Annotated in this window: 29 protein-coding genes and 1 tRNA gene; 19 read left to right on the forward strand and 11 right to left on the reverse strand. The window is 28.0% G+C overall.

Annotation, left to right across the window (positions count from 1 at the left end; translation table 11 throughout):
* Positions 1 to 36 precede the first annotated feature (36 nt).
* The gene (locus tag VJY38_RS09815; protein ID WP_353680518.1) at positions 37 to 1,059 is read right to left on the reverse strand and encodes a glycosyltransferase family 9 protein; all 1,023 of its coding nucleotides are present in this window, start codon (positions 1,057 to 1,059) and stop codon (positions 37 to 39) included.
* 2 nt (positions 1,060 to 1,061) lie between these two features.
* Positions 1,062 to 2,657, reverse strand: coding sequence for an NFACT RNA binding domain-containing protein (locus tag VJY38_RS09820; RefSeq protein WP_353680519.1), 1,596 nt, complete (start codon positions 2,655 to 2,657; stop codon positions 1,062 to 1,064).
* 194 nt (positions 2,658 to 2,851) lie between these two features.
* Between VJY38_RS09820 and VJY38_RS09825 the strand changes: the two genes are divergently transcribed.
* Genes VJY38_RS09825 through VJY38_RS09865 form a run of 9 tightly spaced genes read left to right on the forward strand, consistent with a single transcriptional unit; the run spans position 2,852 to position 9,894 of the window.
* Entirely contained in the window at positions 2,852 to 3,580 is a 729-nt protein-coding gene (locus tag VJY38_RS09825) for a PASTA domain-containing protein (RefSeq protein ID WP_353680520.1), read from the forward strand.
* A gap of 6 nt (positions 3,581 to 3,586) precedes the next feature.
* Positions 3,587 to 4,255: a ribulose-phosphate 3-epimerase gene (gene rpe, locus VJY38_RS09830; RefSeq protein WP_434968564.1), complete on the forward strand. Its 669-nt coding sequence runs from the start codon at positions 3,587 to 3,589 to the stop codon at positions 4,253 to 4,255.
* Between the two features lie 13 nt (positions 4,256 to 4,268).
* Positions 4,269 to 5,462, forward strand: a complete 1,194-nt coding sequence (folP, locus tag VJY38_RS09835) for a dihydropteroate synthase (protein WP_353680521.1) — start codon at positions 4,269 to 4,271, stop codon at positions 5,460 to 5,462.
* Positions 5,455 to 6,246 carry a diadenylate cyclase CdaA gene (cdaA, locus tag VJY38_RS09840; protein WP_353680522.1) on the forward strand — a complete coding sequence of 264 codons (792 nt, stop codon included), beginning with the start codon at positions 5,455 to 5,457 and terminating at the stop codon, positions 6,244 to 6,246. The genes folP and cdaA overlap by 8 nt, the downstream gene beginning before the upstream one ends.
* Before the next feature lie 50 nt (positions 6,247 to 6,296).
* Positions 6,297 to 6,974 carry a metal-dependent hydrolase gene (locus tag VJY38_RS09845; RefSeq protein ID WP_353680523.1) on the forward strand — a complete coding sequence of 226 codons (678 nt, stop codon included), beginning with the start codon at positions 6,297 to 6,299 and terminating at the stop codon, positions 6,972 to 6,974.
* A gap of 8 nt (positions 6,975 to 6,982) precedes the next feature.
* A complete protein-coding gene (locus tag VJY38_RS09850) occupies positions 6,983 to 7,774 on the forward strand; it encodes a ParA family protein (RefSeq protein WP_353680524.1) in 792 nt (263 codons plus the stop codon).
* Positions 7,771 to 8,712, forward strand: a complete 942-nt coding sequence (locus VJY38_RS09855; protein ID WP_353680525.1) for a ParB/RepB/Spo0J family partition protein — start codon at positions 7,771 to 7,773, stop codon at positions 8,710 to 8,712. The genes VJY38_RS09850 and VJY38_RS09855 overlap by 4 nt, the downstream gene beginning before the upstream one ends.
* A complete protein-coding gene (locus VJY38_RS09860; protein ID WP_353680526.1) occupies positions 8,696 to 9,193 on the forward strand; it encodes a DUF5683 domain-containing protein in 498 nt (165 codons plus the stop codon). The genes VJY38_RS09855 and VJY38_RS09860 overlap by 17 nt, the downstream gene beginning before the upstream one ends.
* Entirely contained in the window at positions 9,190 to 9,894 is a 705-nt protein-coding gene (locus VJY38_RS09865) for a hypothetical protein (RefSeq protein ID WP_353680527.1), read from the forward strand. Before VJY38_RS09860 ends, VJY38_RS09865 begins: the two co-directional genes overlap by 4 nt.
* Here the strand turns inward: VJY38_RS09865 and VJY38_RS09870 are convergent.
* A complete protein-coding gene (locus VJY38_RS09870; RefSeq protein ID WP_353680528.1) occupies positions 9,870 to 10,790 on the reverse strand; it encodes a Ppx/GppA phosphatase family protein in 921 nt (306 codons plus the stop codon). The two genes, VJY38_RS09865 and VJY38_RS09870, sit on opposite strands and share 25 nt — an antisense overlap.
* 40 nt (positions 10,791 to 10,830) lie before the next feature.
* Between VJY38_RS09870 and VJY38_RS09875 the strand changes: the two genes are divergently transcribed.
* The 10 genes from VJY38_RS09875 (at position 10,831) to VJY38_RS09920 (ending at position 16,783) form a co-directional block, all read left to right on the forward strand.
* A complete protein-coding gene (locus VJY38_RS09875; protein WP_353680529.1) occupies positions 10,831 to 11,346 on the forward strand; it encodes a hypothetical protein in 516 nt (171 codons plus the stop codon).
* Positions 11,343 to 11,615: a hypothetical protein gene (locus tag VJY38_RS09880; protein ID WP_353680530.1), complete on the forward strand. Its 273-nt coding sequence runs from the start codon at positions 11,343 to 11,345 to the stop codon at positions 11,613 to 11,615. The genes VJY38_RS09875 and VJY38_RS09880 overlap by 4 nt, the downstream gene beginning before the upstream one ends.
* Entirely contained in the window at positions 11,612 to 12,046 is a 435-nt protein-coding gene (locus VJY38_RS09885; RefSeq protein ID WP_353680531.1) for a type II 3-dehydroquinate dehydratase, read from the forward strand. The genes VJY38_RS09880 and VJY38_RS09885 overlap by 4 nt, the downstream gene beginning before the upstream one ends.
* Positions 12,047 to 12,112: 66 nt before the next feature.
* Complete coding sequence (locus VJY38_RS09890; protein WP_353680532.1) at positions 12,113 to 12,484, forward strand: MerR family transcriptional regulator; 372 nt, start codon at positions 12,113 to 12,115, stop codon at positions 12,482 to 12,484.
* 1 nt (position 12,485) lies between these two features.
* A tRNA-Pro gene (locus VJY38_RS09895) sits at positions 12,486 to 12,559 on the forward strand.
* 122 nt (positions 12,560 to 12,681) lie between these two features.
* Positions 12,682 to 14,151, forward strand: coding sequence for an amidophosphoribosyltransferase (gene purF, locus VJY38_RS09900; protein ID WP_353680533.1), 1,470 nt, complete (start codon positions 12,682 to 12,684; stop codon positions 14,149 to 14,151).
* Positions 14,152 to 14,730, forward strand: a complete 579-nt coding sequence (locus VJY38_RS09905; RefSeq protein ID WP_353680534.1) for a CDP-alcohol phosphatidyltransferase family protein — start codon at positions 14,152 to 14,154, stop codon at positions 14,728 to 14,730.
* Positions 14,727 to 15,650, forward strand: a complete 924-nt coding sequence (gene ftsY, locus VJY38_RS09910) for a signal recognition particle-docking protein FtsY (protein WP_353680535.1) — start codon at positions 14,727 to 14,729, stop codon at positions 15,648 to 15,650. The genes VJY38_RS09905 and ftsY overlap by 4 nt, the downstream gene beginning before the upstream one ends.
* Positions 15,651 to 15,653: 3 nt before the next feature.
* Complete coding sequence (locus tag VJY38_RS09915; protein ID WP_353680536.1) at positions 15,654 to 16,574, forward strand: diacylglycerol/lipid kinase family protein; 921 nt, start codon at positions 15,654 to 15,656, stop codon at positions 16,572 to 16,574.
* A 2-nt stretch (positions 16,575 to 16,576) separates the two neighbouring features.
* Positions 16,577 to 16,783, forward strand: coding sequence for a hypothetical protein (locus VJY38_RS09920; RefSeq protein WP_353680537.1), 207 nt, complete (start codon positions 16,577 to 16,579; stop codon positions 16,781 to 16,783).
* A gap of 57 nt (positions 16,784 to 16,840) precedes the next feature.
* Here VJY38_RS09920 and VJY38_RS09925 read toward each other — a convergent pair whose 3' ends face one another.
* The 8 genes from VJY38_RS09925 to topA form a co-directional block, all read right to left on the reverse strand.
* Positions 16,841 to 17,680, reverse strand: a complete 840-nt coding sequence (locus tag VJY38_RS09925) for a PSP1 domain-containing protein (RefSeq protein ID WP_353680538.1) — start codon at positions 17,678 to 17,680, stop codon at positions 16,841 to 16,843.
* Between the two features lie 3 nt (positions 17,681 to 17,683).
* On the reverse strand, positions 17,684 to 18,799 hold the full coding sequence (locus VJY38_RS09930) for a DNA polymerase III subunit (RefSeq protein WP_353680539.1): 1,116 nt from the start codon (positions 18,797 to 18,799) through the stop codon (positions 17,684 to 17,686).
* On the reverse strand, positions 18,796 to 19,026 hold the full coding sequence (locus tag VJY38_RS09935) for a DUF2795 domain-containing protein (protein ID WP_353680540.1): 231 nt from the start codon (positions 19,024 to 19,026) through the stop codon (positions 18,796 to 18,798). The genes VJY38_RS09930 and VJY38_RS09935 overlap by 4 nt, the downstream gene beginning before the upstream one ends.
* A gap of 15 nt (positions 19,027 to 19,041) precedes the next feature.
* Entirely contained in the window at positions 19,042 to 19,968 is a 927-nt protein-coding gene (locus tag VJY38_RS09940) for a M23 family metallopeptidase (protein ID WP_353680541.1), read from the reverse strand.
* A gap of 63 nt (positions 19,969 to 20,031) precedes the next feature.
* Positions 20,032 to 21,042: an HPr(Ser) kinase/phosphatase gene (hprK, locus tag VJY38_RS09945; RefSeq protein ID WP_353680542.1), complete on the reverse strand. Its 1,011-nt coding sequence runs from the start codon at positions 21,040 to 21,042 to the stop codon at positions 20,032 to 20,034.
* Positions 21,039 to 21,344 carry a ribosome hibernation-promoting factor, HPF/YfiA family gene (gene hpf, locus VJY38_RS09950; protein ID WP_353680543.1) on the reverse strand — a complete coding sequence of 102 codons (306 nt, stop codon included), beginning with the start codon at positions 21,342 to 21,344 and terminating at the stop codon, positions 21,039 to 21,041. The genes hprK and hpf overlap by 4 nt, the downstream gene beginning before the upstream one ends.
* 3 nt (positions 21,345 to 21,347) lie before the next feature.
* Positions 21,348 to 22,244: a tyrosine-type recombinase/integrase gene (locus VJY38_RS09955; protein WP_353680544.1), complete on the reverse strand. Its 897-nt coding sequence runs from the start codon at positions 22,242 to 22,244 to the stop codon at positions 21,348 to 21,350.
* Positions 22,245 to 22,259: 15 nt separating this feature from the next.
* On the reverse strand, positions 22,260 to 24,482 hold the full coding sequence (topA, locus tag VJY38_RS09960) for a type I DNA topoisomerase (protein ID WP_353680545.1): 2,223 nt from the start codon (positions 24,480 to 24,482) through the stop codon (positions 22,260 to 22,262).
* Between the last annotated feature and the right edge of the window lie 2 nt (positions 24,483 to 24,484).

The raw sequence follows: 24,484 nt of genomic DNA on the forward strand, positions 1-24,484 counted from the left end.
ATAAATCTTCGTAAAAATATTTCAATATGTTTCAAGTTATATCTCTATTTTATTTCTTTTTATAATGTTATTAATTTTATCTAAAACTAAATCTACATTAATATTTTTAAAGCATTCGTGTTCATATGGACAAACTAACAAATTACATTTTATACAATCTAAATCATCTAAAATAATATATTCGTGATTATCACCAAAAGGTCCTTGATGTTCTGGATTTGTTGGACCATGTAAACTTAAAACTGGAGTTCCTACTGCCGTAGATATGTGCATTGGCCCACTATCATTTGCAATTAAAATACTACAATTTTTAATGAGAGCAGCCATCTCTCTTATTGTTGAGGGCGGAGCAAGTATAGATTTTTCTACTAAATTGTTTATTATGAGAGCATCATTTTTATCTTCGGGACCCCAGAGAATTAAAATACTGCAATTATATTTGTCTTTTAATGCATTAGCAAATTCAGCAAATTTTTCTGGATCACATTTCTTTGATTGCCATCCTCCAGATGGTGATATACCAATAACAAATTTTCCTTTAAGATTTTGAGATTCAAAAAATTCATCAGCAAATTTTTGATCTTTGTCTGATATATAAAAATGTAAATTAGAAAATTTTGTAACAATACCAATTCCTTCGAGTAATTTTAAATGCAATATCGCTGAATGATATTTTCCTCTTTCATTAGGACCAAATAAATTATATGCATATTTTCTGCCTCTATAAGGAAATCCAACTCTATATTTTGCTCTGCTAAAAAATGTTATTAATGCTGTGGAAGGATTAGAAAAAAAATCAAATACAACATCATAGTTTTCTCTAAATATTTTATATATCAATGTTAATCTTTCTAATAAATTATTTCTTGGAAATAAAATTACAGAATTTATCTGAGGGAGGCCTTCAAGTCCAGGTTTTCCCGCTGGATCTGTTAAGTAATCAATTTTTGCATCAGGAAAGTGTTGTTTCAAGTTATCAAGAATTATAGTTGAAAGAACTATATCGCCTATGCCCCTTAATTTTATAACGAGAATTTTTTTTATGCTTTTATCAATCATAATTATTCTGTAATTAATACACAATTTGCCGGTATTTCAGGTTTTACAATTATAACATCTTCTTTTAATAAAGAAACCTGTCCAGGTTCCATTCCTTTTCTTTTAACTACATACTTCTTAAGAGTATAGCTTACCGGAGCTAAACCAGATGTTCGAGCTTTACTATAATAAGCAGCAATGGATGCTGATTTTTCTATAATTTTTTTAGGAATTGATTCCTTAGAATTTTCTACTCTTAATACAACATGAGAACCTTTAACAGAACGAGCATGAAACCAATAATCATTTGGTTTAGCAAACTTTAAAGTTAGTTCATCATTATTATAGCTATCTTTTCCAACAAACAAATGATATTTATTTTCAATTATGTAATGTCGAAAATTAATTTTTGAGTTTTCACTTTTTTCAAGAGTCATTTGTTTTACTTTTAATTCTTTTTTCATTTTCAATAATTCTTCATCATCTAAATTATTTTCTAACTTATTATGCATTTCTATTAATTCTTGATATTTATTCTTTAATTCTTCATAAAGATTCTGGAACTTCTCAAACTGTATTTTTTCATTTCTTGCTTTCTCAAAATAACTATCAATATTTTGATTAGGAGATAATTTTTCGTCTAACTCAATATGAACCTTATTATTCTCATTATCAATTAATTCAATTTCTTTCATCCCTTTTTTCAAAAGAAAGATATTTGAAAGTAATAGATTTCCCAATTTAGAATAATATTCAGATTTTGAACCCTCATCAATTTTTGCTTTTATATTGTTTAGCTTGTTCGAAATTCTTTCTATTTCTTTGTTCAAAAATTTCTTTATTTCTAAGTAAAGTTCTTTTCTTTTTTTAAGTTTATTAAACTCAATTAAATAGTCATTCAAAGCATCATAATAACTCTTATAGTAAGCGAGTATATTGTAATTTTGAGGTAAATAGAATTTTGCAGGTTCAAATTTGACAATACCTTCGTTAGGAGAGATTGAAATTCTTATATCGTCATAAATAATTTCACTGAAAATATTTTTGATTGAATCACCATTACGAACTTTTAGCTCATTTATTATAGATTTATCGATAAATTTATATTCGTTTAAAATTTGTTCGTCGGTTTTATTTTGAAGTTCTTGAAAGAATTTATTCGGTTCATTTATATACCTGGCATTTAATAATTCAAGGAGAATCTCATTCTCATCGAGTTTATCAATTTTTTTAAAGGGAATTAATTTTTTATTAGCATCTATTAAATAGAAATTGGTAAATGGCCCCTGCACTTTGAAAAACAGAGAGCAAGTAGAAAGTGAGAATTTGATAATTCTATCAGCATAAGCAATTTCTATATTATCTAACTTTGCAGGTAAAAATTCTTTAAAAAAATTCAAAACATTTTTTTTTGCTTTATGATGTTCATTTTTAATAATTAAATAAGGGAATTGTGGATTCGAAGAAACAACAATATGAAAATAATCTTTATCCTTTAGAGGAATAGATATAAATAATTTATCTTTTTCCTGTGTATAAATTTCTAATACTGTCTGGTTAATTATTAATGGTTGAATCTCATTAAAACCACGTAGTAAATACAAATAATTCTTGTACATTGATTAATTTTATATATTATATAACAATAAATATGCTTTTATGTTAAGCTTCAAATTAACATTATTAGATAGACGGCACTTTTTAATAAGTTTGTTACAAAGTAACTATACTAAAGTAGCAAAAATATATTTATTCAAATTATATTCACAATAAAGTTTATTATTTTTACTTATAGAATAATTAATTTTTCGTCATGAGAATAATTTCTAAAAATACCTTATTCAAATTATCCTTATATGGATTATCTTTTATAGTTACTATAATTATAATCAATTCTATTATAATGCCTTATTATGTTAGCGGTGATGAGCTCAAAGTACCTAATGTAATAGGAATGCATAAAGATAAAGCTATAGAACTTTTAAGAGATTTAAATCTCAATCCCATTATAACTACTTCGAGATACGATGAAAAATATGATAAAGATTACGTCATATTTCAGAAGCCATTGCCAAATACTTATGTTAAAGAAAATCGTAAAATATATTTAACAATTAGTGGGGGACTGCAAACTGTTAAAATGCCATTCTTAATAAATAAATCTGTAAGAGATGCTCAAATAACACTTCAAAAATTAGGTCTTGTAATAGACTCGCTGGAAAATATTGTATCCGATTTTCCACCAAATACTATTGCAGAACAACAATATCCAGAAGGAATGGAATTACCTGTTGGTACTAAAGTAAGATTAAAAGTTAGTATAGGTCCACAAATAGGAAAGATTAAAGCTCCAAATCTAATAGGCAAATCGTTAATTGAAGCAGAAAAAATACTTAAAAATTATTCTTTAAAAATTGGATTAAAAACATATATTTATTCAAAATCACTTTTACCTAATACAATAGTTGACCAGCAACCTTCAGAAAATACATTACTAAATGTTGGTGATAGTATTAACGTTGTTGTAACACTAAATAAGTGAGTTACCATGAAAAATATTAAACTATTGGCTCCTTCAATTCTTTCAGCAGATTTTTCAAATCTCTCTCAACAAATAAGGTATGTTGAATTAGGTGGTGCAGATATAATTCATTGTGATGTTATGGATGGAAGATTTGTTCCAAATTTAACATTTGGACCATTAATAATTAATGCTATCAAAAAAGTAACGAATCTTCCAATTGATGCTCATCTAATGGTTGAAAATCCAGAAAATATGATTGATAATTTCATCGAAGCAGGGGTAAATTATTTAACGGTACATCAAGAAGCTACAGTTCATTTACATCGAACTATAAATTACATTAAAAGTAAAGGTGTTAAAGCAGGTGTATCTATTAATCCAGCTACACCAGTAAATATGTTGAAAGAAATTCTGGAAGATGTGGATCTTGTTTTAATTATGTCTGTTAATCCTGGTTTTGGTGGACAAAAATTTATTCCAGGTAGCATTCGAAAAATAAAAGAGCTTTCTGAAATGCGAGAAGCAATGGGTTATAATTTTTTAATTGAAGTAGATGGAGGTATTACAAAGGAAAATATTAAAGAAATATCGGAAGCTGGTTGTAATGTTTTTGTTGTAGGCTGGTCAATTTTTGGCAATGACAATAAAACTGCTGTAACTACAGAGTTTAAAAATTTATTATTACAAAACTAAGATTATATTGGAAGTGAAAAATAACTTAATAATACAATTCATCAATCTTCATCACGCTGATGTTTTTAAGAAATATAGCTCCAGGTATAATATTTATCGTGAATTATATGAAAAAGATTTATTTGGATTAGAAATTAGAAATGTAGATTTTAAACTGGGACAACGAATTAAAAAAATCATATTATCAAATAAAGAAATTTGTTATTTAGTACAAACAAAAGATCCACAGCTGGTTGATATATTATCACTGGGAACGTTATCAATCTTTAAAGAATTAGCAAAAGAAATAATTGCAATAGGGAACGAGGACATTGGATTTAAAATTAATAAAGTAATCCAAAACATAATTGATTATGACACCAGAAACATTCAAATCGGGAATAAAAATTTTGAGATGAACAAAGCTCATCTTGTTGGAATTCTTAATGTAACGCCTGATTCATTTTCAGATGGTGGTAAATATTATGAAAAAAATGCTGCTGTAGAACATGCACTAAAACTTCTGGAAGAGGGAGCTGAAATTATTGATATTGGAGGTGAATCCAGTAGACCAGGAGCAATGCCAATCAGTGAATCTGAAGAAGAAAAAAGAGTTCTTCCAGTAATAGAAGAAATTTTAAAAATAAAACCCGATGCAATTATTTCTGTTGATACAACAAAATCAAAAGTAGCAGATTCAGCTTTATCAATTGGAGCTAAAATAATTAACGATATTAGCTCGTTCAATTTTGATCCGAATATGCTTGATATTGTAAAAAAACATAATGCCACTTATGTTTTAATGCATATGAAAGGTAATCCACAAACAATGCAAGATAATCCTTATTACGAAGATGTAGTTTCAGAGTTATACGAATTTTTTATTTGTAAAATTAATGAGACTCAAAAAGGTGGAATAAAAAATATTTTAATTGATCCTGGTATTGGATTTGGTAAACGAGTACTGGATAATTATGAATTAATTAGAAGATTAAATGAATTTAAGGGTTTGGGATTTCCAATTTATATAGGTTTATCCCGAAAATCTTTTTTAGGAAAAGCACTTAATTTAGGAATCGATGAGAGAGAAGAAGCAACATTAATTGCTGAAACAATCGCTATTCAGAATGGAGCAAGATTTATTAGAACTCATAACGTAAAAAATGCCAGATATGCTTCGTTAATCAATCAATTTATTGATAAACCTGAGTTATTAAATAATGTTTGAGATTTTTAAGATTGGTTTTATATCGGTTAAGTTTACAGACATTTTAGATATAATTCTAATATCTTTCATATTTTTTAAATTATATAATACAATTAAAGGAACGATTGCTGCTCAAATTTTTTATGGATTACTAATTGTTTTATTTTTATCTTTTATTGCACAGGTTGCAAATTTCAAAGCTACAGGCTGGTTATTAAAATTAATTTCTGATATCTGGGTTATAGCATTTATTATACTATTTCAACCTGAAATAAGAAGATTATTAGTTCTTGTAGGTAGAAGTCCGCTTCTAAGATTTTTTATTAAAACAGATCAACATAACATTGCTGAAATTATTGCAGATACTGCTTTCGAATTAGCTCAAAATCAACATGGTGCTTTAATTGTAATTGTTAAATCAGTAGGAATAAGAGGTATTGTAGAAACAGGTGAGATAATTAATTCACGAGTTACAAAAAATTTATTACGCTCAATATTTTATCCTCGCTCACCTTTGCATGATGGTGCAGTTATAATTAATAATGGAATTATTGAAGCTGCAAGATGTACATTACCTTTATCAAGTGTCACACAAATTGATGGAATTCCATTAGGAATGAGACATCGGGCAGGACTTGGAATTTCAGAACAAGCAGATGTAATTTGTGTTATTGTATCAGAAGAAACAGCAAGTATTTCAATTGCAGAAAATGGAAAATTAATTAGAGGTTTATCAAAAGAGTCATTAAAAAATTACCTTTTAAAAAACTTCAGTCAAAGAAAACATAAAAGAGAAGTAAATTAAGTTGCAAATTGATGGAAATTATATTTTAAAATTAATAAAAGGAGGGTCATATGAAATTAAAATATTTTTCTCATTCGGCTTTTCAAATAACTACAAATAATGGAATAAAAATATTAATTGACCCGTTCTTTGATGGCAATCCTACTTCTCCAGTTAAATCAGATGAAGTTTCAGCAAATTATATTATTTTAACTCATGGTCATGGCGACCACATTGGTGATGCTTTCAAGATTGCTAAAAGAAGTAATTCTATGTTTATTTGCGTAAATGAATTAGCCAACTATTGTATAAGTAAAGGTTTTAATGCTCATAACATGCACATTGGTGGTTCATATAATTTTGAATTTGGTAGAGTTAAATTAACAATAGCACATCATGGTTCAATGACATCCGATAACTATTATGCAGGTGAACCATCAGGTGTAATTCTATCTATTGACGGAAAAAATATTTATCATACTGGTGATACAGGATTATTTTATGATATGAAACTTATTGGAGAAATGACACCATTAGATTATATGCTGGTTCCTATTGGAGATAATTTTACAATGGGTATAACAGATGCAGTAAAAGCTGTTGAATTAGCAAATCCCAAAATTGCAATACCAATGCATTATAATACATTCCCGGTAATTCAAGCAGATCCCTATGAGTTCAAAAACAAAATTGAACAAATGGGGAAATCTTGTATAGTTATGGAATACGGACAGGAAATAGAATTATAAATTTTATTATGGCAAAAAAAATTGTTATAGCTAATCAAAAGGGTGGGGTAGGGAAGACAACCACCGCAATAAATCTTTCTGCTTCAATTGCTGCAGCAGAATTTAAAACTCTTTTAATTGATATTGATCCCCAGGCAAATTCTACTTCAGGCATAGGTTCAGATAAATCTGATAAAACAATATATGAAGTTCTTGTTGGTATAAATACCATAGAAGAAAGTATTCTGAATACGTATATGCCTTTCCTTGATATTCTTCCTTCAACAATTAATTTAGTAGGTGCTGAAGTAGAACTTGTATCGGTTGAAAATAGAGAGTTCTTACTTAAAAATGCTATCAAATCAATTGAAGATAAATATGATTTTATTTTTATTGATTGTCCACCTTCACTTGGTTTATTAACTTTAAATGCCCTTGTAGCAGCTGATTCTGTTTTAATTCCTGTTCAATGTGAATATTTTGCACTTGAAGGTTTAGGACAGCTTCTGAATACAATTAATATTGTGAAAAAAAATTTTAATGAAGATCTTACGATTGAAGGCGTTTTACTAACAATGTTCGACAAAAGACTTCGTCTTTCTCTACAAGTAGTTGAAGAAGTTAGAAAATACTTTGGTGCTAAAGTTTATAACACAATTATTCATCGTAATGTAAGATTATCAGAATCACCAAGTTATGCAAAGCCAGTAATATTATATGATGCAAGCTCGGTTGGTGCACAAAATTATATTTCACTTGCTTCAGAAATATTAGAAAGAAATAATTTACAAATACGAAAAGAAAAGGAAGAAGAAATATGAAATCAGCTTTAGGAAGAGGACTTGATGCACTGATAAATCCACAAATTAAAGATAAAATTGATGCACCCGTAGCAATTTCGAGTAAAGAATTACCGAAAGATGATGGTAAGTCTATCGACATTCTCATCAAAATACCTGTTGAGCAAATTAGTCCTAATCCTTATCAACCACGCTCGGTATTTGAACCTTCTGCTTTAGAAGAGTTGAAAAAATCAATATTAGAAAATGGATTAATACAACCAATAACTGTAAGAAGAGCAGGGAAGGATAAATATGAATTAATTTCAGGTGAAAGAAGATTAAGAGCATGCAAAGAAATAGGTATTAAAGAAATTCCTGCTTACATAATTAAAGTTGATACAAAAGAGGCTATGTTAGCCTTATCATTAATTGAAAATATACAGCGAGAAAAATTAAATCCAATCGAAGTGGCAAATGCATATAAAAGATTAATGGAAGAATGTAATCTCTCTCAAGAAGAAATTGCTAAGAGAGTAGGCAAAGATAGAACAACAATCACAAATTTTATACGTCTTCTAAAACTACCCGAGATAATTCAAAAAAGTTTAATAGAAAATAAAATTACTACTGGTCACGCAAGAGCTTTAATAAATTTACCCAGCGAAACTATCCAGCTCGAAATTCACGATAAAATTATTAAAAAAAATCTCTCGGTACGTAAAGTAGAAGAATTAGTAAGAAAATACCTGGAATCAAAAAACGGTAAAGGCACTAAAAATTTAAGCACCATAAAAGATAATTTAATGAATGCTTCACAAAAAAATTTAGAAGAACGCCTTCAAGGTATTCTTGGTACAAAAGTACATTGCAAAATAAATAATTCTGGTACTGGACAGATTATTATTGAATTTTATTCTCATGATGAATTAGAAAGACTTTTCGAACTCTTTGAAATAATAAATGCGAATACTCATTAACATCCTTTTATTAATTGCTTTATCTAATAACTTTGCACAGGAAGTTATAAATTCTAAAGATACAACAGAAGTTGATACAATTAATTTTATAATGAAAAAGTCTCCTGCAGGTGCTGTGTTACGAAGTGCAATATTACCTGGTTTTGGACAATTTTATAATGAATCTTACTGGAAAATTCCAATAATTTGGGGAGCTTTAATATATCTGGGATACAACTGGGATAATCAAAATAAAGAGTATAAAAATTACAGAGATTTATACAATCAAAGTATTACTGCTTCGAATCCTAATGGAAATCTGAGATATAGAGATTTACGAGAATTTTATAGAGACCAGCGTGATTTAACAACTGTATTTATTGGTCTAACTTACTTATTAAATATTTTAGATGCATATGTTGATGCTCATTTTTATGATTTTGATGTATCTCCATCTTTAATGAAGAATCAAATAAATTTAAAAGTGAGGCTGAGTTTTTGAAAAATGTAATTTTATGCAGCAACTGTAACTACGAAAATCCATTTTATGCATTAATTTGTAAGAATTGCAAAGCTTTTTTGAGAACCAAGATTCCTAATATAGATCTGTGGATAACAATTGGTAAGTTAATTGAATCCCCTAAATTAGCCTTCGAAAATATAATTCATGCTGAACATAAAAACTATTTATTAACTTTGATCTTTCTATCAGTTACAAAAATTTCAATTAATTTATTCACATTAAATAACATCATTAATTTCTGTGAAAGCAGTGCTTACTTAAAAGATATTTTATTTATCAGTTTATATGCTATAATGTTATTTATTATAATGACAACATTAATAACACTTTCAAATAACTTTTTTAAACTCAAAAACAGATTTAAAGATAATATTGCTATTTACACTTTTTCTTTTATACCAATAATTTTTTCTTTAATGATATTAACGCCTGTTGAATATGCAATATTTGGAAATTATTGGTTTACTTCGAATCCTTCGCCTTTGATTATAAAAAAAGTTCCAGCTTACATTTTATATTTTATTGAAGCTATATTTATTTTATGGAGTTATCTATTATTCATTATCTCTTCATTTGTACAAACGAGAAATCTTATTTACTCTATTGTTATAGGAACTATATCATTCACAACCATTACATTTTTACCAATCATTATTTATTGCAATAAATTTTTCATGTAATCAACTATTACACCATATCTTAATCCTTTGTTACTAACCGTAATCTTTTCTAATTCTAATTTTTCCATTATAGTTTTTAGGATAATAGTACCGGTAAACAAAACATCTTCCCGGCCTTCGACTACTTGACCGTATTTTTCTTTTATTTGCATGCCAGACATACTTGCAAGAGTATCTGCTATGTTAGTAACATCATTATAGGTAAGTATAGAATTATCAACTAATTGTTCATTGTAATTTTTAATATTTTGTTTGATGCAGGAAAGTGTAGTAGGAGTACCAGCTACTGCAATGGTAAATATTTTCTTGGGAATATTATCAAGAATTTTGAAAACTTCGTTAAGTTCATTTGTTAATTTTATAATTTCTGTCTCAGTAGGAATTTCATTTTTAATAAATTTTTCCGTTAGTGAAACCACACCTATCGGAAAACTTTTTTTAAATCTTATTTCATCATTTTGACCATAAATAATTTCTGTGCTTCCACCCCCAATATCGATTACAACTTTTTCTTTACTTGAATATTCATAAGTAGCTCCTAAATATGAAAGTTTTGCTTCTTCTTCACCATCAATAATATTAATCGTCCAATTATATTTTATTTTAATTAAGTCCAAAATTTCTTTTGCATTATTAGCAATTCTAAAAGCATTCGTAGCTACAATAAAAACTTTACTACAATTATATTGCTCGATAATTGATTTATACTCTTCAAGTACATTTAATAACTTATTTATTTTTTCAGAAGAAATATTACCATTTTCAAGTAAACCTTGAGAAATTCTTGGTGCTCTATAATAATTTTGTATTGTTTCTAATTTAGCTTTTTCTAAATTAATCCTTGCGATAAGTAATAATATTGTATTTGATCCAATATCTATAGAAGCAATAATCATAATTTTTTCTTATTTTTTTTATTATAAAAATATAACTTTTATGGAAAAACTAACCAATATTTCTAAAACAATACTTTTTATTACATTATTATTTTTAATATTCTGGCTTGGTGGATATGTTGCTCGTCATTTAGTAATATATCAATTCTTCGAGCCGGAAAATCTTGAATTAAAACCACTCTTCCAAAATAATTCACTAAATGTAAACTTGTATCTCATTTTACCATTATTCGTTTTCAATATAATTAGTTATATCATTTTTTTAATTACATTTATTTTATTTCTTTTTATTTCAAAAATAAATTTGAAAAATGAAGGATGGTTATTAATAACAACTTTGATAATCATAATTACTGCACCATTTGAAATTTATTTACTGGTCAAAGATTATCAAATCTCAAAGAGTATTTATTATAATCTTACCGATGCTGTTACAATTATCAATTTTATTCGTGAAAGAATCACTTCTTTAAATGGTTTCTCTTTAATTGAAATTTTCTCTTATTGCGCAATTATCTTTCTACTGGTTTTCAAGCCATTAAGAAAAGTAAAATGAAAATAAAAGAAAAAGATTTAGAAAACATATTACAGGATTTGAAACAACTTGCAAATCAGATGGGAGCAAAAGTTCGGTTTGAGAGAGGAGACTTTAAAGGTGGATATTGCATAATTAGAGAAGATAAAATAATAGTAATAAATAAACTATCCACATTGCAAAAAAAAGTTCTAATACTATCATCAGCTCTTAAAGAACTTGGTATTGACGAAGTTTATCTTACTCCAAAATTAAGAGAAATAATTGAAGAATTAAGTGAGAGCTCATGAAAATACTTATAATTAACGGTCCTAACTTAAATCTACTTAAATTAAGAAACCCTGATTATTATGGGGCTACGGATTTAAATTCAATCCAAGAAATTATAAAAAACAAATTTCCTGATATTGAGTTTGAATTCTTCCAATCATATGATGAGAGTTCAATAATTAAATCTATAAATGAGGCTACAAACAAATTTGATGGGCTAATAATTAATCCTGGAGGTTACTCTCATACGAGTGTAGCAATAAGAGATGCCCTGGAAATCTGTAAAATTCCTAAGGTTGAAGTTCATCTCTCAAATATTCAGGCACGAGAAAGTTTTAGAAATAAATCAATTACAGCTTCTGTTTGTGATGGCTATATAAGTGGATTCAAATCTTATAGTTACATATTAGGTGTTTATGCTTTAATAAACCTAATTAATATTAACAAATAAAATGTTTAATATTGCTAATTATATAGAATTAATTTATTTTACCTAAAGTAGTTATAAGGTAAATACATGAAAGACTTTGGTCTTAAAAAGTTATATTACTCAATAAGCGAGGTAAGTAAATTAACAGGTTTAGAACAATATATATTAAGATACTGGGAAACAGAATTTGAACAACTCAAACCCAGTAAAAACAGAGCAGGGAATAGAATATATACAAATAAGGACATTAAACTTATTTTAGAAATAAAAAAATTATTACGCGACGAAAAGTATACAATTGAAGGAGCTAAAAAAATATTAGCAGGAATGAATTTCAATACAGAGCAAGTCAACAAATCAGATGAAGAAAACACAAATAAATTAAAATCCGAAACTTCATTAAAGAAAGATTTAGAAGAGATAAAAGAAATATTAACATATATTTACAATAATCTATAATCGGAACGTAGCGCAGCCCGGTAGCGCACTTGAATGGGGTTCAAGGGGTCGCGGGTTCAAATCCCGCCGTTCCGACAATGAACTAATTAAAAAATAATTTTAAGAACATAACATTATTTTTATTCAAATAGATTTTTAAGTATCCTTTTTTATATTAAATACAACCTTTATATTTCACACCAAAAATTTTTTCTTTTATGAACGATAAACCTAAATGTAATTGTGGAGTATTTGGTATCTTTGGCTGTAACGATGCAGCAATAAAAACTTATTATGGCTTACATGCATTACAACATAGAGGTCAGGAAGCCACTGGAATTGTTACATCAAACATTAAAGATAATGAAAAAAAGATTTTTAATATTTATAAGAACTTTGGTTTAGTCTCTGAAGTTTATAACAATCAGGAAATCTTCAAAAATATTTTAGTAGGAACATCCGCAATAGGACATAATAGATATTCAACTACCGGATCAGCCGACTCTGAAAAAAACATACAACCTTTTGTAGTAAATTATAAATCAGGTAATATTGCTATAGCTCATAATGGTAATTTAACAAATGCAAAAAACCTGCGTAAACAATTAGTAAATGACGGAGCAATATTTCAAACTACAAGTGATACTGAAGTAATTCTCCATTTAATTGCACGAAGTAAATTAGATAACCAAATAGAACAAATAATCGAAGCTTTAAGAAAAGTAGAAGGTGCATACAGTATAGTTATTCTTACTGATGATAAATTAATAGCAGCAAGAGATCCACACGGTTTCCGTCCTTTATCCATTGGTAAACTAAATAATTCTTATATTGTTGCTTCTGAAACCTGTGCCTTCGATATTTTATCAGCTGAATTTATTCGAGATGTAAATCCAAATGAACTTATTGTAATCGATAAAGATACTTTATCAAATGGAACTATTAAGTCATTCGATATTCATAATACAAAAAATAATATCCAACATTGTATATTTGAATATATTTACTTTTCAAGACCAGATAGCAAGATATTTGGTTCGAATGTAGATAAAATGAGAAGAAAATTAGGAAAAGTTCTTGCTGAAAAACATCCAGTGATAGATAAAGATGGAGATAAAGTAATTGTAATAAGTGTTCCTGATAGTTCAAATACTGCTGCAATTGGATATCAAACTCAATTAGCCAAACAGGGAATTCCATCACGATTAGAAATTGGATTAATAAGAAGTCACTACATTGGTAGAACTTTTATTTTACCAGGTCAAAAAGCAAGAGAAATTGGTGTTAAAATAAAATTTAATACAGTAAAAGGAGTTCTTGAAAATAAAACAGTTGTCATAGTAGATGACTCAATCGTAAGAGGTACTACATCAAAACAATTAGTTAAATTAATAAGAGAAGCTAAACCAAAAGAAATTCATTTAAGAATTTCTTCGCCACCTATAATTAGTCCGTGTTATTATGGAATGGATTTCCCTTCAGCAAACGAGTTAATTGCTAATAAATTTAATAAAGACATTGAAAAAATAAGAGAGTATTTAGAAGTAGATAGTCTTGAATATTTAACAATAGATGAAATGCTCGATGCAATGGTTGATCATAAAAAAGAAAATTTTTGTACTGCTTGCTTTTCAGGAAATTACCCCATCCCAGTTGAATTTGGACTTAAAAAAGAAGAGTATGATTAAATGAATTTATTCCCAAAATATTTTTTCGATAATGTTCTAAATCTACCAAATTTAATTAGTACTTTTAGACTTCTATTAAGTATACCATTGTTTATTTCTTTCCAATACCTGGATACAACTCCAAATATTCGCTATGCTATTCTACTTTTAATCTTAATTGCATTCTTTAGTGATTTTCTTGATGGCTACATTGCAAGAAAGAAAAATTTAGTTACCGAATTTGGCAAAATAATAGATCCATTAGCAGACAAAATATTTATTTTCATTTTAGTCTTTCAATTATTTATGAAAGGAGAGATAGTAAGTATTTATTTCTGGATAATTTTTTTAAGAGATGTGATAATATTTATAGGTGGTATCTTTGTTAGTAAAAAATTAGGTAAAGTTTTACCATCAAATTTATTAGGAAAAATTACTGTTCTATCAATAGGAATATTTTTATTTATGACTGTACTTGGAGTAAGTAAAATTTTCTGGCTTTATAAAATATTCTTTTACCTTAGTATAACATTAAGCATATTATCAGTAATTGGTTATTCCTTAAGAGCTTATGAAGCAATTAAGCGAGTTGCAAAATGAAATTATTTAATAACATTAATTTTACAAAGCTAAAAGAGAGATTAACAAAAACAAGAAATAATATATTTAATAAAATTTCTGAAACTTTAACTAAACAAGCTAAAATTGATGAAACAACCTTAGAACAAATAGAAGAAATTTTAATCTCAAGCGATATTGGTACAGTAACAACAGAAAATATTATCAATCGTGCCAGAACTTTATTATTAAAAGAAAAAGACAGATCAATTGAAAAACTTAAAGATATCATTAAAAATGAGTTGATATCTATAGTTAATATTACTTATAAAAATTTTGATTTAGATAATTATAAACCTTTTGTAATTTTAGTAATAGGTGTAAATGGCTCAGGAAAAACTACAACAGTAGGTAAATTAGCTTATAATTTTAAAAAAGCCGACTTAAAAGTTACAATTGGCTCAGCAGATACTTTTAGAGCAGCAGCAAATGATCAATTAGAAATTTGGGCTAATAGAGCAGGCGTCGATATTATTAATGTTAATACAAAAGAACCTTCGGCTGTAGCTTACGATACCATAAAAGCAGCACAAAAAAATCTTTCAGATATTGTAATAATTGATACGGCTGGAAGATTACATACACAAAAAAATTTAATGGATGAATTGAATAAAATAAAAAGAGTAATAAATAACTTACTCCCTTATGCTCCAAATGAAATTTTTCTTGTTATTGATGGTACTAATGGCCAAAATGCTCTTTATCAGGTTAATGAATTTGAAAAATACACAAATATAACTGGTTTAATTGTCACTAAATTAGATGGTACAGCCAAAGGTGGTATAATATTTAGAATTGCAGCTGAAAAAAAGATTCCAATTAGATATATTGGAGTAGGGGAAGGAATTGAAGATCTACAAACATTTTCTCCTATCGATTTTGTTGAAGCATTATTTGATTGAAATATGAAAACAAATAGCTATTTATTTATTATAAATCCCGCTGCTGGAAATTGGAGAGGACTTAAAGTAGTTGACAAAATCAAAAAATATCTGGCAAGGAAAAAAATTTCACATCATATAGAAGTTTCACAATTTCCTGGACATATTCGTGAGCTTGTTAAAACACTCAGTAAGAATTTTACTCATCTTATATCTGTAGGAGGAGATGGTACACTAAATGAACTTATCAATGGATTAGATGTTAATTCTTTTAATACAATTGGCTTGTTACCAATTGGTACAGGAAATGATTTTGCAAGAAACTTAAACTTGTATAAAAATTTATACTCAGATCTTGATGTAATCTTTAATAGCAAAAAACATTATTCATTTGATATTGGACAATCAATAATTCTCGAAGAAAAATCAAATGAAAAAAAATATTATCGATTCATTAATAGTTTAGGTATTGGATTTGATGCTTTAGTAGCTAAGATTAATCAAAGGTCAAAGCATTTAAATGGTTTATTTTCCTATCTTTATGCCATTTCCTTAGCATTAATTAAAAGAAAAGATTTTATTGCTGACATAACAGTTGATAATACTCAATATATTTCTGGCAAAAAACTTTTAATTACAATTGGAAATGGCTTTACAACTGGTGGCGGATTCTATTTAACACCAGATGCAATTATAAACGATAATAAACTTGATCTTTGCTTAATCGATTCAATATCAACATTGAAGTTATTAAGATCCCTGCCTAAAGCTTTATTTAATAAACTACATACAGTTAAAGAAGCACATTTACTAAAATTTATTGAAGCCAGAGTTCAAATGAAAGATTCAGTAATAGTTCATGCTGATGGTGAAATAGTAACCGAATCTGCAAAATCGGTTGAAATTACGATCTTAAAAAACGAATTAAAAATAATTTCTAATTAAATATGTTTTTTAAAAAAATAAGACCCAGAGATTTCGAATACATTCCCAGATATTATGATCCCGAAAAAGATCCTGAAGAACGCTTAAAACGTCGATTGGGATTTAATAGAAAAAGGAAATTCAAAAGAAAGGGAAGAAATCCAGTTTACTGGTTGGTAATATTTATAATTATTCTTTATTTCTACTTAAAATTAAAGGGATTAATTTAATTTCCAGTTTATCTTAGTTTACATAATATACATTATGTGCTGAATTATTATTTGCGATTATTCATTAATTTCAAAAGATAAGCAACATTTTAATTTACCACATGGTCCACTCAATTTGCCCATATTTGATAATAAATTTTGTTCTGTTGCTAATTGTGTAGTGATCTTTTTGAAGCTACAAAGAAATGAAGAACAGCAAAATTCTCGACCACAAGTACCAACACCACCAATTTTTTTTGCTTCGTCTCTAACACCAATTTGTCTTAATTCGATTCTTGTTTTAAATTCAGCAGCTAAATCTTTTGCAAGTTCTCTAAAATCAACTCTGCCATCTGCAGTATAAAAGAAAAACAATTTTTTTCGATCAAACTGAAAATGTACACTAACTAATTTCATTTCCAATTTATGTTTTTCAATCAACTTTTTGAAAAATGGTACAGCTCTTTCTTCATCCTGAATATTTCTTCTTACTTTTTCAAAATCTTCATTAGTGCATTTTCTTATAACCTCAGGTAAGGATTCATCAAATAATCCCAAACAGTTTCTCTTTAATCTTACTAATTCACCAACTGATTTAACTTGGGCTATATCAAGACAATCATCTTCTCTTAGTATAATAAAATCTCCTGGATGTAATTCTTCTTTAAAATCAGACGGGATTGTGCAAAAACTACTGCTCAATAATCCATTGCACCGAATTTCTATAATATTCCTAAAATCAATTGGAACGTAAGATTGTAGCTTATGATGAGAATAAAAACAGCCACTTATATTGGAATTAAAATTATGTAGCTTTTTTACGATTAATGAATAGTAGCTGTTATAATTAGGCTTATCTTTAAAATTAATCGATCTGTTTATATCTTTTTCAAGATCAGGTAAATTTATTTCAGACACTAATTAATTCCTTATTGATAATGACGCTAACTCAAATATAAGATTAAGCGATAATACATTCAAGTTAAGATTTTTATCACAATAGTTTTCTATTACATCTAATTTGTGATACAAATTTTCGACATCAGCATCATAGAATTTTGAATTAAACTTTTCAATTGTTTCCTTGTAATCTACAAAGTAAAAATTATTATTATTGTATCTATGTTTTATTACATCATTTAACCATATTTTAATTAAACTAATAATTACTTTTAATTCTTCGTTAGAATATTCTGACAATGATTCTAATAATTCATTGTAAGCTGTAGAAAATCTTTTCCCAATTGAATAACGAAGTACAGAAATAATTTTCTCTAAAAGTAAATCTAAATTTCTCTCAAGTAAAATTAATGCTTTATAGACAGAACCATCAGAAAAATGAGCAACTTTTCTTGCAATATTTTCATTAACATTAAAATAGTCTATTAATACTTTTGTAACCGCATGTTCGCTTAATGGATTAAAATTTACTATCCAGCATCGAGATTGAATGGTTGGCAATAATTTATCAATATTTGAAGTTATCAAAAAAAAGATTATTCCTTTAGGAGGTTCTTCCAGACTTTTTAATAATGCATTTTGAGTTTGTTCATTCATTAAATCAGCATCAACTATAAATATAAATCTAAGTGGAGCATTCTGATATTCATAACCAATAAATTTTTTTATATCTCTTATACTATTAATTTTTATAGTGTTGGCATCTTCAATAGATATTTTATAATAAGGATTTATAACTTTCTTATTGATTTCATTCTGAATTAATTCTATTTGTTCTTTACTTAATTTTTCGATTGATGAGTCTTCTGAAGTTTCACCTTTAGCGCGTGGTAGTGGAAAAATTAATTTAACAAAAGGTTCTTGCAAATTTTTTATGTTTCTTACTGCATTAATTTTAATATTGTCCGAAAAATCTGAATACAAAATTTGTGAGTATTGAAGAGCAGTAAAATATTTTCCAACACCTTCTGGACCATTAAAAATAAAGGCGTGTGGGACACGCCTTCTTTCATAAAAACTGGTTAATATTTCTTTGGCCTGCTCTTGTTCTAATACTTTATCCCAGTTATAGTTCATGATTTAATTTCGTCATCATCTGTGTAGAAGAAATCTTCGTCACTGGGATAGTCAGGCCATATGTCTTCGATTGATTCGTATGGTTCATCAGAATCCTCCAGTTCCTGGAGGTTCTCAATTACTTCAATTGGAGCACCAATACGTTCTGCATAATCTATTAATTCTTCTTTTGTTGCAGGCCATGGAGCATCATCTAAATAAGAAGCTAACTCAACGGTCCAAATCATAGCTTAATCCCCCCTTTATTTTTTTACAATCTCAAATAGTTTTACATCTTCTAAGATAAAATTTAATGGATTAAGAGCTATACCATCATGTCGCACTTCATAGTGTAAATGTGGTCCTGTTGTTAGAAATCCAGAATTTCCAGTTTTAGCTATAAGGTCACCGCGACTAACTTTTTGTCCAGGTTTAACTTTCACGCTTGAAAGATGAGCATAAAGTGTTCTATAACCAAATCCATGATCAATTTCCAGAGTTAATCCAAAACCACTTCTACTCCCTACAAAATCAACAGTTCCCGAACCTGGGGCATAAACATTTGTACCCACATCGGTAATTATATCTATTCCATTATGCATTCTTCTAATTTTTAAAATTGGATGTACTCTCATACCAAAATCATCGGCAATTGTTCCCTCGCATGGCTTAATTGCAGGTATAGATTCATATAAAATTTCATTTTCTTTTAATTTTCTTGAAATCTCTTCGTAATTATTTTTTTCTTTATTAAATTTTAAGGAAATCTGATTAATATAAGAATCTAATTTATTTAAATATTCTGCAACTTTCCCTGGATTATTCGAATTCAAAGGCATAAAAATAGAGCCCCCAGTACCGTAAAATTCCTCATTATTTAAGATTGGTTCTAAGTTAACAGCTAATCTTAAATCATAGCTCAATTGAGAAAGTTCGGATATTCGTTTATCCAAACTTTTATAGTTTTCAACCATTTGGTTGAGTTTTTCTTTAAGCTCTTTGTTTGTCTTTTTTAATGCTCTGATTTCAGAATCGGGATTTAAAAACTCATTAAATACAAAATAAGTTCCAAATAAGAAAAATGAAATCAGAACAGAAAAAAAGAATACAAGAAATACAAACTTTTTATAAAAGTTTTGTATTTCGACAAACTTGAGCTTTGATTTTGAAAAGTAGTAAAATTTTTTCATATCTAAACTGTGGTGCGAAAATAATAAATGAAAAATCCCATGTCAAGAAAATAGTTTTATTTATTATTCAAAATCATGTTCAAAATATTCAACTGTTCTATCTAAATTTTCTCCTTTTTCTCTAATATGTTTAAGAATTTTTGAATTTAAAACTTTTGCAGCATCATAACCATAATGTTTCAGTAGATAATTTATTGCAATAATCTCAGAGATAACAGTAATATTTTTACCGGGAACAATTGGTAATTTTATATAAGGTATTTCAACATCAAGAATTTTAACATATATATCATCAAGACCTGTTCTTGTATAATCTTCTTTTTCATTCCATATTTCGAGTTCTACCACAACCTCGAGTCGTTTTTGAAATCTAATTGCCCGAACACCAAACATACTTCTTACATCGATAATGCCAATACCACGCAATTCCATAAAATGTTTTACAAGTTCAGTTCCTGAACCCATTAGAATCCCTTCCCCCTTTTTAGTTAGAATCACAACATCGTCTGCTACTAATCGATGACCTCTTTCAACTAAATCTAAAGCAACCTCACTTTTACCTATTCCAGATTTCCCTGTAAAAAGAATACCAACTCCATACACATCCACAAAAGAACCATGAATTGTAATTCTTGGTGCAAATTGATCATCTAAGAAATCGCCTATCAAATAAATTAACTTTGTAGTAGAATAATCAGAACCAAAGATAGGTATTTTATATTGATTAGCTAATTCGAGCATTTCCGGGGAAGGTAAATTACTATTTGTAATAATTACACACGGAATATTAAATCTAAAAATATTTTCAAGGGATTTTTTTCTTTCCTCAGGCTTAAGGTTATGCAAATAGCTCATTTCTGTATTACCAAAAATTTGAATACGATTATAAGCAAAAAGATCTAGGAAACCTGCCAGAGGTAATCCCGGTCTATGAACATTCTGATCTTTAATTAGTCTATCAAATCCAACCTCGTCATTTAGCAATCTTAATTTGAATCTTTCTTTTGTATTTTTATAAAAAAATTCGACGGATATACTTTCTTTCTTTATGATATTTCTATCATCAAGTTTCATGATCTTTTCCTGGCAATTCTTTTTGTTTTAACTTTTTCAAGCTGGCGAATTAATTTATCTACAGCACCACTTACAGATTTTTCAAAATCATCGCTCGATTGAACTACAGAAATTGTTTTATGAGGTATTTGTAAAATAATCTCTGCTGTTTTTATACTATCTTCTGGTTTTGTATAACTAAGAATTACATCTACGTCAAGAATTTGATCATTGAATTTTTCTAAGGATTTAATTTCATCCTTGATGAAATTTTTTAATGATTCCTTTGCACGAAATTTTCGAGATGTAATTTTAATATTCATATTTTACTCCTTTTGTGATTTTGGGTGAGCCTGTTTGTAAATTTTTTTAATTCTTTCTATGCTCACATGAGTATAAATTTGTGTTGTAGATAAATTTTCATGTCCAAGTATTTCTTTAACTGCCATTAAATCTGCACCCCTATCAAGCATATGTGTTGCTGCACTATGTCTTAATATGTGAGGACTTTTTTTTACAATTTCAGCATCTTTCAAAAAACTTTTAATTATTTTATAAACATAAAATCTATTTATTCTTCTGCCTTGTTTATCAATAAAAAGAGCACCTGATTTTTCATTTCTTAATTTTAAATATTCCATCAAAATAGGCAACGATTTAGTACCCAAAGGAACAATTCTAACTTTTGAACCTTTCCCAAAAGCTTTGACATTCATTTTTTCTATATTTATATCTTCGATATTTAAGTTACATATTTCAGATACACGTAATGCGCATCCATATAGTAATTCAAATATAGCTTTATTTGTAATTCTTTGCTCTGGATTTTTTACTTTTTCTTCAATTGATTTTAATATCTCTTCATAAAAATCAACACTTATTGTTTCGGGAAGTTTTCTTTGAACTTTAGGATTAGAAATATTTCTGATTGGATTGATTTGAATTAATTCATTTTTAATGGCATAGTCAAATAATTTTCTAAGTGCGGATAATTTTCTGGCAACAGAGCTCTTCGCAATATGCTTTTCGTTTAATGACATTAAATATAGTTTTAAATGTTTTTCTGTAATTTGATTAATATTTAGTAAGCTTTTATCGTTACAAAACTCAAGGAATTCATTGAGATCACGTTTGTATGCCAGTAGCGTATTAATTGAAACACGTCTTATTCCAGATAACTCCGTTAGTAAATTCTCGATTATTGTAGATAAATTATTTGTCATTATAGATAATAATAATTAAATAAATTCTTCTTCTTCTGAGATTACATCAGTCTCAGATTTAGGAAGTTTCCATGTGGCATAATCACAATCTGGATATCTACTACAGCTATAGAACAATTTTCCCTTTTTAGTTCTACGTGTAGTTAATTCTCCCTCTTTACATTTTGGACACTGAATTCCAGTTGTAATTACTTTAGTATAATCACATTCTGGATATTTTTCGCATCCAATAAATCTACCAAATTTCCCTTCTCTAAAAACTGTTCTTGCACCACACTTGGGACATGTTTCACCGGTAAATTGTGGCTCATTGTTATTATCATTATTAAGTTCTTTTAAAGATTTTATATTTTTACATTCAGGATAATTTGTACATGCTAAAAATTTCCCATACCTTCCAATTTTTATTTCCATATCTGCACCACACTTATCACATTTTACTTTCTCCAGAGTACTTTCAACTTTGCTTAAAGTTTGAGAAAAAGGAATATAAAAATCATTTAATACTTTAGTATAATCTATTTCCCCTTCTGCAATTGAATCTAATTCTTCTTCCATTTTTGCAGTAAATCCTACATCAAAAATATTTGGAAAGTTTTTTATTAAAATAGCATTTACTTTTTTGCCCAAAGGTGTAGGAATCAATTTACGATCTACTTGTTCTACATAATTTCTATCAAGAATAGTACTTACAATTAAAGCATAAGTGCTGGGTCTTCCTATTCCATTGCTTTCAAGTTCTTTGATTAATGAGCTTTCAGTATATCTTGGTGGTGGTTTAGTAAAATGCTGATTAGAATTAATTTCTTCTAAATTAAGTGCTTGATTTATATATAAACCTAATGGTATTCTGCTGCCATTACCATTTTCTTCTGTTGTATCTTCGCTTTGTTCATCATAAATTTTTAAGAATCCATCAAATAAAATTGATGTACCAGATGCTCTGAATAAAAACTTATTTGCTTTTATATTGATAGTTGTTGTTTCAAGTCGAGCTGATTCCATCTGAGAAGCAATGAATCTTTTCCATATTAATTCATACAACTTAAATTGAGATTCATCAAGATAAGGTTTTACATATTCAGGAGTATATTTCATAGAAGTTGGACGAATAGCTTCGTGTGCATCCTGAACATTCTTCTTTTTTGATTCATATAATCTTGCTTTTTCTGGTAAATAATTTTCTCCAAAATTTTCTTTTATAAAATTTCTTGCTTCTGATAAAATCTCTTCACTTAATCTTGTAGAATCAGTTCTCATATAAGTAATCAAGCCAGTTAAACCTTCTTTCCCAATTTCAACACCTTCATATAATTGTTGAGCAATCATCATTGTTCTACGAGGACGAAATCGAAGTTGTTTTGATGCTTCGGCTTGCAATGTGCTTGTAATAAAAGGTGGATAAGGATTCTTTTTAATTTCCTTTTTAGTAATATCCGCTATAATAAATTGGTCAACATTCTTTATTTCATTTAGTATTTTTTCTGCTAATTCTTGATTTGTTATTGCAAAATTTTCTGATAAAAATTCATTCCATTCTTCTTCGGACATGTTTGGTTTTGGTGGAATTTTAATTTGCTTTCCATCAACTTCATACAACTTAGCTTTTATCTCTTCACCAGTTTCGGTTTTGAAGATTGCTGTAATTGACCAATATTCAGTAGGAATAAATTTTTCAATTTCTTCTTCGCGTTCACATATTAATCTTAATGCTACCGATTGTACTCTTCCGGCAGAGAGAGAATTATCTGCAGAATCAAGTACTGCTTTCCATAGAAATGGGCTTACTTTATATCCAATAATTCTATCCATCACTCGTCTTGCTCTTTGCGAGCTAACAAGTTTAGTATCAATTTTTTGTGGATTTTGGAGAGCTTTTATTACAGCATTTTTAGTAATTTCATTAAATAAAACACGATGAATTTTCTCTTTATTTTTTTCATCAAGAATATCAGCTACGTCCTGTGCAATTGCTTCTCCTTCTCTATCAGGGTCTGTTGCAATAAATATTTTTTCAGATTTATCTGCAAGACTTTTTATTTTTTTGATGATATCACTTTTACCACGTATTGTGACTAAATTAGGCTTAAAATTATTTTCAATATCGATACCTAATTTTGTCTTTGGTAAATTTTTTATATGGCCTACTGTAGCTTCGACTATATACTTATTACCAACATATTTATTTATAGTTTTAGCCTTAGAAGGAGATTCAACAAGAATTAAATTTTTGCTCATTA

This window comes from Rosettibacter firmus, assembly GCF_036860695.1.
In the GTDB taxonomy this organism is placed as follows: Bacteria; Bacteroidota; Ignavibacteria; order Ignavibacteriales; family Melioribacteraceae; genus Rosettibacter; species Rosettibacter firmus.